This window comes from Moraxella catarrhalis (assembly GCF_001656295.1).
Lineage (GTDB): Bacteria > Pseudomonadota > Gammaproteobacteria > Pseudomonadales > Moraxellaceae > Moraxella > Moraxella veridica.
The window spans coordinates 1-8,623 of the sequence record NZ_LXHE01000021.1; the positions used below are offsets into that span (position 1 = coordinate 1).

Here is an 8,623-nt window from a genome sequence, read left to right on the forward strand (position 1 = left end):
GGTAGTGCTTTAAAAAGTATGCTGTAAAAAAACAGGCTGAGAAATTGATAAAATAGTGAAATGCAAATCACACTATACATCAACTGCCCAGCCTGTTTAGGGGACAGTATAAAGAAAAACGGTAAAAAAAGCTATGGTAAGCAGAACTACCAATGCAAAGACTGCAGGCGGCAATTTATTGGCGACCATGCGTTAAGTTATCTTGGATGTCACTCTCAAAAAGAAAGCAAAATACGCCAACTCATGGTACGAGGTAGTGGCATAAAAGACATCGCTTGCGTTGAAAGGATTAGCCAAGGTAAAGTATTAGCTACTTTGGAAAAATGCAACTACCGACTGATACCAAAGCAAAGTCACTATGACCAACTAGAAGTAGACGAGCTATGGATGTTCGTAGGTAAAAAGAGCAACAAACAATGGCTCATCTATGCTTACCACCGTCAAACAGGCGAAATTGTTGCCTATGTATGGGGAAAGCGAGACCTTAAAACGGTTAAACGATTAAGCGCAAAACCTCAAGCCTTGGGTGTAACTTGTGCTGTTATTGCCAGTGATAATTGGGATAGCTTCGTCACTGGCTTTAAAGGCTTTACTCAAAGAATTGGTAAATTTTTCACCGTGGGCATCGAAGGAAATAATTGCCGTATTCGGCATAGGATAAAACGAGCAGTTAGGCGAAGTTGTAACTTTTCCAAAAAACTCGAGAATCACTTTAAAGCCTTTGATTTAGTGTTCTTTTATATTAATAACGGGTATGTCTGATATCAGCATACTTTTTAATGCACCACCCAAGATTTTTATGTTATTATACACATTAAGCGGTGAGAGAAAACCAATCAAACTGCTTTGGGCTGTTACTTGAGACGTGTTAGGTCTCTATTCCTTTGAAATCGTGGTTGAATTCAAAAATCCAATTAGCAGCCCACCCTATTGTTTTGCACACCCAGTAGGAAATTACTGGGTTTTTTTGCTCAAATAATTCAAGTACCAAGAACCAAAAAGCCTTCAGGTGAAGGATTTTTGCAATTAGGCTGGCAGGTACTAGCGTCCGATTTGAATGGTGTTTGGCGGTGGGTTGCTGGTAATTGAGATATTTTGTGGAATGTGGCTTGAGTCTATGATGACATTGGTGCGATCCACTGATTGCTTATTTTTGAACATTCACCTGCTAAAAAAATTGTGGGTGAACCTGATGCAAGTGTAAAACCCTATGAGGTAGTCGCTCAAGAATTAAACTATATGCCCCAATATCAAATTGTAATGCCTGAAAAAACTGCAATGTTGTATTTTTGTGACAAAGAAGGGTTTTATTGTAAGTTTGCCCATTATTTAAATGCCAGCATTAAAGAGTGATGTTATGCCTATTTTTCTAAATGCTATTCAGAACCCAAATAGCTCCTTACCTGTATTTTTACTCGATTTTTCAGGCGAGATTAGTCAAGATGCATTTGATGATTGGTTGATTGCTATGAGTGATTTGTTAGCCAGTGAGCAGAGTTTTGCCTTGATTTACCATAGTCGGACAGGACTGACACTCCCTGATAACTACCGCCAGATTGAGGCGGTTTGGTACAAGACGCACAAAGAATCGTTCTTTAAATATTGCAAGGGATTAGTCAGAATTGTTGATGATGAGACTCAAAGACAAGCCTTAGACAGTCCTGCTTTTCATAAAGCATGGCGAGTGCCTTATGCGGTGGTGTTATCACTGACTGAAGCCAAAGCATGGATAAACACTAAAATAGGGGCGGTCTGATGATTGTCTCACAACAAAAAAATCGCCATCTTTTGACGATGGTGGCACTGTTATATGTTGCCCATGCCTTGCCTTTGTATTTTTTTAATGTGGCATTGCCTGCCATTTTAAGACATCAAGGCGTTGATATTAGGGTGATTGGCATGCTTTCACTTTTATATTTGCCGTGGGCGTTTAAATTTCTGTGGGCAAGTTATGTGGACAATTATTATTGTGCCAAAATCGGCAAACGCAAAACTTGGTTATTTTTTACTCAAATTATCGTGGTAGTTGGGCTGTTTGGGCTTGGCTTTTTACAGTTTTCTGAGATTGTATTATTTCTGAGCATAAGTTTTTTGGTGTCTTTGGCAAGTGCCACCCAAGATATCGCTATTGATGGCTATACAGTGGAACAATTTGATAAGTCATCCTTTGGGCTGGCAAGTGCCATGCAAAGTTTTGGAGTGGCGTTTGGTAGTATGGTAGGCGGTGCTGGCACACTGTGGCTATATCAGAGATTTGATTGGCAAATGGCGACAATCAGTTTGGCAACAACTGTTGTGCTTATTTCGTGTTCACTATGGTTCTTAAAAGATCAAGACAATCCCAAACATGCTACCAATCTTTCCAGAGCAAGTCTTATTAGGCTTATCAAACGTCCGCAAACTAAATGGTTACTAGCTTTGATTGTGGTGTTTCGCTTTGTGGAAGCTCCGATGATGGCAATGCTAAATCCAATGCTTGTGGATTTTGGTTTTTCACTGTCTCAGATTGGGCTTTTATTTTCGGTATTTGGAGCGATTGTTGGGATTGGTTCAGCACTTTTGGCAGGGGTATTAATCAAATATATCGACATTGTACGTTGTCTTATATTATTCGGATGGCTAAGAACGGCAGTTTATGCTTTGTTGTGTCTAGGATTGCTATATCCTTTATTGGGTGATTTTTTACCTGCGGTAGGTTTATTAAAAACAGGGTTTATGAGCTTGATGGCAATTAGTGTTTTGCTAATTTTATCTGTTCGCTATTTAACAATGACTGCCTTATATGCTCTGTTTATGAATGCTGCCAATCCCGACCAAGCTGGCACGGACTTTACTTTGTTTGTGTGCGTGGAGTTGCTTGTGTATTTTATCGGCGGGGCGATGAGTGGATTTTTAGTACATCAGTTTGGCTATGACAAGCTATTTTTGTGGCTTGCGATTGGTTCTGGGGTGTCAATGCTTATTTTGCCGACATTGATAAAAAAATTTTCCGTAACAGACTGTTAAACCGTAACAGACTGTTAAAATTTTACTTTTCCATAAGGAGTAATTTATGCGTCATTCCCACTATTCTCAATGGTTATCTTTGCCTTTACTAAGTGTGGCAGTAACTCAGCAGTTGTACGCTCAACCCAATGAGTCATTACCAACGGTTGAATTAGAGCCTGTGGTTATTACCATTGATAAGAGCGGTATGGCACTTGCCAATCGTATCACGCAAATGCCCCATACCACCAAAGTTATTTATGAAGAGCAAATTCAAGAGCAAGCAACAGGCTCTCGACAGCTTGCCGATGTGATGGCACAGCTCATTCCAAGTTTGGGGGTAAGTAGTGGCACTACCAGTAACTTTGGGCAAACCATGCACGGTCGTCAAGTACAATTTTTGTTAAATGGTGTGCCTTTGACGGGTTCGCGAGACATCTCTAGACAGCTTAATAGTATCAACCCCAGTCAAGTGGCTAGAATTGAAGTTTTATCAGGAGCAACCAGTATTTATGGGTCTGGAGCAACAGGCGGTTTGATTAATATCGTTACTAAGTCTGATTTGGAAGAGGAGCAATTTGAAACCCGCATCGGTGTACATGGTAGTAAATTATCCAGTGAAGGTATCGGTTATCAGGTAGGTCAGAGTGTAGCAGGTGTCAGCGAAAATGGCAATGTCCTTGCACGACTTGATGTCGACTATCGCACCACAGGAGGGGCATTTGATGCTAGTGGTAAACGCATCGCTCCTGAGCCTGCCCAAACTGATAAGCAAGACAGCAAAAGCCTAAGTGTCAATACAAATGTTGATTGGCAACTTGACGACAAGCAAAATATCAATCTAGCATTGACGCATTATAACGACAAACAAGATACCGATTATGCACCTGATTATGGTAATCGCCTTGCGGTGTTGTTTGGAGAAAAGCCTTCATTAAATGCCATCAAAGGCTTATCATTATCAGAACAGCCAAAAACCACCAAAAGCACCTTTAATATCAACTATCATCATGATGATTTGTGGGGTAACACCATCAATACCAATGCTTATTATCGCAGAGAGAAAGGCAGATTTTATCCCTTTGTTGCCCCGTTTTCGACCGCCAAAGCCCTGCCTATTTTACAAAGCATGAATTTGCCACCAGCCACTTTGGATGCTTATACCAAGGCTCTACAAGCTCGCGCCTATGGGGTGTTACAATCTGAATCTAAGGCAGAGGTGCTAGGAGCAAGACTGGCTTTGCAAAGAAAATTTGACCTTGCTCAAAAACCTGTACTACTTAGTTATGGTATCGATTATGAGCAAGAAAAAGACCGCCAAGGGGCAACAGGTTATGATTTGACTACCTTTATGCAAAGCAACGGCTTAGAGTTTAAAGATGCTGGCAATCACTACACCTATGGACCTGATACCACCTTAAAAACCTATGGCATATTTACCAATGCCAATATTGCTTTAACAGATGATTTAAAAATATCAGCAGGCGTGCGACATCAACGTATAGACAGCAAAACAGACGATTTTGTGCCACCCAGTGAGTCGCTATTGGCTGATTTATTAATCCAAAACAAAGTGCCGTATCAAGCAGGGGTTGTCAATTCTGGCAAAGTAAAGCATCACAAAACTTTGTTTAATCTTGGGGCAAATTATCAATTAACGCCAAATCACAGTATTTTTGCCAACTTTGGGCAGGGATATAGTTTGCCTGACCTGCAAAGAGTGCTACGAGATGTTGGGGCAGGTTTTGTAGTTAATTCTGATAATGTCGAGCCAATCACGGTCAATAGTTATGATGCAGGGTGGGTAGGAGTATTTGGCGGTAGCCGTGCCAAGTTGACAGGTTTTTATAATACATCAGATAAAGTAACCCAGTTTTTAAAAGATTATAGCGTGGTGGTTGCTGATACTGATGAGCGTATTTATGGGGCGGAGTTTGAATTAAATCACAAGATTAATGATAACTGGGCTGTCGGTGGTAGCATTGCCTATACACGAGGTCAATACAAAGATGCAAGTGGTCAGTACAGAGAGCTTGGGGCGTTTCGTATCAGTCCTACCAAAGCCACCACTTTTGCTCAATACACCACACCAAGTGAACATAAATTACGCTTACAACTGCTTGCTATTGGAGGTACAGACAATGCCTATCAAGACAGCTTGGTTGCTACAACCAATCAAAACGTCCGCAAAACCCCAGAGACTAGAATTTCAGGCTATGTTGTGGCGGATTTATTGGGTGAGATAAAACTGCCCAAGGGTCAGCTAAATTTTGGGGTTTATAATTTGATGGATGCCGATTATAAGAGCGTATTTAGTCAAGCTGCCAAAGCAACTTATGGTGAATTATCCAGCTTGTCTGCACAGGGGAGAAGTTACGGGATAAGTTATACCTTAAATTATTGATTAGCATTATGTGCCACAATACCACAAACATTGCCCTAGTGTTTGTGGTTTTTTTATTTTATTGTTTGGCGATTTTATTTTGATTTTGATTTTTCTGATGGTGAATTTGAGTTTGGTTATGTTAAAAATTGCTTAGGCTATTTTTTATGTTATTTTTGGTATTTTTAGCATGACAATACACTTACACTTTTCATCAGTCATCAACCACATTAAATTTAAACAGGCAAATTTTCATCAAAATTACGTCGATAAAGCTGGGAATAGACGCCATTTTGGCTCATTAAAGTGTCATGTGAGCCAATCTCAATGATTTTGCCTTGCTCCATGACCACAATTTTATCCGCTTTTTCAATGGTGGTTAAACGGTGAGCAATGACCAAAGTGGTGCGGTTTTTCATGACGTTGTTTAACGCCTGTTGGATAAAATGTTCAGATTCATTGTCCAATGCACTGGTGGCTTCGTCCAGAATTAAAATCGGAGCATCTTTTAACAAGGCTCTGGCAATCGACAAACGTTGACGCTGCCCCCCTGACAGCTGCAACCCTTCTGCCCCAATTTGGCTATCAATGCCCTGCGGTAACTTTGCAATGAATTCATCGGCATAAGCGGTTTTAATCGCCTGCTGAATCTCAGCATCACTTTTATCAGCAAGTTTGCCATAAGCGATATTATTTTTGACGCTGTCATTAAATAAAATCACTTGTTGATTGACCATGGCGATTTGGTTTCGAAGTGATGCCAAACTGTAGTCATTAAGCAAAACACCATCAATACGGATACTGCCTGTGTTCGGTTGCAACGTGCGAGTCAGTAAGTTGACCAATGAAGTCTTGCCTGCCCCACTCCGCCCAACAAAAGCGACTGTTTCTCCTTCAGCAATGTGTAAATTGAATTCATCAATGGCAGTCGTACCGTCTTCATAGACCAAACTGACCCCATCAAAATCAATCACTCCCTTTATGGTTCGACTTTGTTTGCCCAAATCTTCTTCTTCAGGGTGGTCTAATAGCTCAAAAATCGACTCAGCGGCAGCAATCCCACGTTGTAATCGTTGATTGATGTCGGTTAAGTTCTGTACAGGTTTGACGATTAACCCTGCTGCCACCAAATAGGACACAAACTCACCTGCACTGATGCCACTTAACACTTGTGGACGCATGGCAATCCACATGATGGCACTCAGAGCCATCGCCAACAATAGCTGAATGATTGGGGTGTTGATGCTTGCAACCACCACCACTTTTAGCCCTTGCTCAAGGTTGCTTTTAGATGCCTTATTAAAGCGTCGCTGTTCATAGTCTTGTCCACCATAGTTTTTAACCACTTGATAGCCATGAATGACCTCATTACTGATGTGGCTAACTTCACCCATGGTCTGCTGAATGCCTTTGGATAAATTTAAAAACTGTTTGCTGGCATAACGCACCAACACCATGATGGGCGGCAATACCAAAAACAACAGCAAACTGAGCTTCCAATTCAAATACAACAAATAGACCAACAACCCAAAGATGGTAAATCCATCACGGATAAGGGTCTTTAGTGAGTCTGTACTGGCAGCGGTAACCTGCTCCACATCAAAAATCAGTTTGGACGAGATTGTTCCTGCAGGATTTTTAAGATAAAAGCCACTTGGCAAATGCAATAATTTATTAAAAACTGCCACCCTAAGTTCATATACCAAATTGCGAGAAATCAAGGCAGAAAAGTAATTACCCAAAAACGCCCCTAGCCCACGAGCAACAAATAACACAATGACCAACAAAGGCAACAATGACATTTGTGCTTGATTGTTTTGACCGATGGCATCAATAATTTGCTGTAATATTTTAGCAATACTGACTTCTGTGGCAGAGTTGATGATAAAGCCAAGGGTAACAAGAAGCATTGCCCACCAATACGGATAGACGTAACGCATCAAGCGACGAAAAGGGTGTTTGGGAGAACTTAAGCGATATAAAACGTTTATCTTAGGGGGTAACTGTGGCATAGATGGTGGCATAGATGACTGAATATAACCCAATGATATATAAGCCAATGATGGCATTGGTGGTTTTGTTTATGGTGTTGATGTTGTTGGAGTGAGGTTTGTGCTGGTTGGCAGTTGTCCGACTGGCACAACGGTGCTGATATTCATGTTCACAAACCCCATTTTACCCGCCACATCCATGACACTGACCACCGATTGATGGGTGGCATTGGCATCGGCAGCAATGACAAACAACAATTTGCGATCATCTCCTGCTTCTTGCTGAATCATGTTTATCAGCTCAGCTTCGTTACTGACTGCCAAGGAGATGCCATTGACCAAATAACTGCCATCTTCTTGTACCGCCACTTCAATGCGTTTGTCATCTTCCACAATTGGCACACCCTGTGCTTCGGGTAAAACGATGTTCAGCTTACTAAAGTGATTAAATGACGTTGCCAATAGTAAAAATACAGGTGGTGCATTAAAAAGTATGCTGATATCAGACATACCCGTTATTAATATAAAAGAACACTAAATCAAAGGCTTTAAAGTGATTCTCGAGTTTTTTGGAAAAGTTACAACTTCGCCTAACTGCTCGTTTTATCCTATGCCGAATACGGCAATTATTTCCTTCGATGCCCACGGTGAAAAATTTACCAATTCTTTGAGTAAAGCCTTTAAAGCCAGTGACGAAGCTATCCCAATTATCACTGGCAATAACAGCACAAGTTACACCCAAGGCTTGAGGTTTTGCGCTTAATCGTTTAACCGTTTTAAGGTCTCGCTTTCCCCATACATAGGCAACAATTTCGCCTGTTTGACGGTGGTAAGCATAGATGAGCCATTGTTTGTTGCTCTTTTTACCTACGAACATCCATAGCTCGTCTACTTCTAGTTGGTCATAGTGACTTTGCTTTGGTATCAGTCGGTAGTTGCATTTTTCCAAAGTAGCTAATACTTTACCTTGGCTAATCCTTTCAACGCAAGCGATGTCTTTTATGCCACTACCTCGTACCATGAGTTGGCGTATTTTGCTTTCTTTTTGAGAGTGACATCCAAGATAACTTAACGCATGGTCGCCAATAAATTGCCGCCTGCAGTCTTTGCATTGGTAGTTCTGCTTACCATAGCTTTTTTTACCGTTTTTCTTTATACTGTCCCCTAAACAGGCTGGGCAGTTGATGTATAGTGTGATTTGCATTTCACTATTTTATCAATTTCTCAGCCTGTTTTTTTACAGCATACTTTTTAAAGCACTACC

Annotated in this window: 7 protein-coding genes and 1 pseudogene; 5 read left to right on the forward strand and 3 right to left on the reverse strand. The window is 40.9% G+C overall.

Annotated elements, in window-relative coordinates; translation table 11 throughout:
• Positions 1-60 precede the first annotated feature (60 nt).
• The 5 genes and pseudogenes from AO382_RS08675 to AO382_RS08695 all read left to right on the forward strand — a co-directional run bounded on the left by AO382_RS08675 (position 61) and on the right by AO382_RS08695 (position 5,389).
• Positions 61-762 (forward strand): IS1 family transposase, encoded by a 702-nt coding sequence (locus AO382_RS08675; protein WP_064618156.1) that lies wholly within the window; start codon positions 61-63, stop codon positions 760-762.
• A gap of 387 nt (positions 763-1,149) precedes the next feature.
• A pseudogene (locus AO382_RS11120) lies at positions 1,150-1,353 on the forward strand (N-acetyltransferase); the annotation flags it as partial.
• 4 nt (positions 1,354-1,357) lie between these two features.
• Positions 1,358-1,756, forward strand: coding sequence for a hypothetical protein (locus AO382_RS08685; protein WP_002239124.1), 399 nt, complete (start codon positions 1,358-1,360; stop codon positions 1,754-1,756).
• Positions 1,756-3,006, forward strand: a complete 1,251-nt coding sequence (locus AO382_RS08690; protein WP_064620241.1) for an MFS transporter — start codon at positions 1,756-1,758, stop codon at positions 3,004-3,006. Before AO382_RS08685 ends, AO382_RS08690 begins: the two co-directional genes overlap by 1 nt.
• Positions 3,007-3,052: 46 nt before the next feature.
• The gene (locus AO382_RS08695) at positions 3,053-5,389 is read left to right on the forward strand and encodes a TonB-dependent receptor (protein WP_064620244.1); all 2,337 of its coding nucleotides are present in this window, start codon (positions 3,053-3,055) and stop codon (positions 5,387-5,389) included.
• A 215-nt stretch (positions 5,390-5,604) separates the two neighbouring features.
• Here AO382_RS08695 and msbA read toward each other — a convergent pair whose 3' ends face one another.
• The 3 genes from msbA to AO382_RS08710 all read right to left on the reverse strand — a co-directional run bounded on the left by msbA (position 5,605) and on the right by AO382_RS08710 (position 8,563).
• Positions 5,605-7,308 carry a lipid A export permease/ATP-binding protein MsbA gene (msbA, locus tag AO382_RS08700; RefSeq protein ID WP_227513670.1) on the reverse strand — a complete coding sequence of 568 codons (1,704 nt, stop codon included), beginning with the start codon at positions 7,306-7,308 and terminating at the stop codon, positions 5,605-5,607.
• 141 nt (positions 7,309-7,449) lie between these two features.
• Positions 7,450-7,869, reverse strand: coding sequence for an ExbD/TolR family protein (locus AO382_RS08705; RefSeq protein ID WP_064620249.1), 420 nt, complete (start codon positions 7,867-7,869; stop codon positions 7,450-7,452).
• Entirely contained in the window at positions 7,862-8,563 is a 702-nt protein-coding gene (locus AO382_RS08710; protein WP_064618156.1) for an IS1 family transposase, read from the reverse strand. The genes AO382_RS08705 and AO382_RS08710 overlap by 8 nt, the downstream gene beginning before the upstream one ends.
• Positions 8,564-8,623 lie beyond the last annotated feature (60 nt).

Excerpts from the sequence above, each read along its gene's own strand:
- AO382_RS08675 (WP_064618156.1), top strand. The coding sequence starts at position 61 with ATGCAAATCACACTATACATCAACTGCCCAGCCTGTTTAGGGGACAGT.
- AO382_RS08685 (WP_002239124.1), top strand. The coding sequence starts at position 1,358 with ATGCCTATTTTTCTAAATGCTATTCAGAACCCAAATAGCTCCTTACCT.
- AO382_RS08690 (WP_064620241.1), top strand. The coding sequence starts at position 1,756 with ATGATTGTCTCACAACAAAAAAATCGCCATCTTTTGACGATGGTGGCA.
- AO382_RS08695 (WP_064620244.1), top strand. The coding sequence starts at position 3,053 with ATGCGTCATTCCCACTATTCTCAATGGTTATCTTTGCCTTTACTAAGT.
- msbA (WP_227513670.1), bottom strand. The coding sequence starts at position 7,308 with ATGCGTTACGTCTATCCGTATTGGTGGGCAATGCTTCTTGTTACCCTT.
- AO382_RS08705 (WP_064620249.1), bottom strand. The coding sequence starts at position 7,869 with ATGTCTGATATCAGCATACTTTTTAATGCACCACCTGTATTTTTACTA.
- AO382_RS08710 (WP_064618156.1), bottom strand. The coding sequence starts at position 8,563 with ATGCAAATCACACTATACATCAACTGCCCAGCCTGTTTAGGGGACAGT.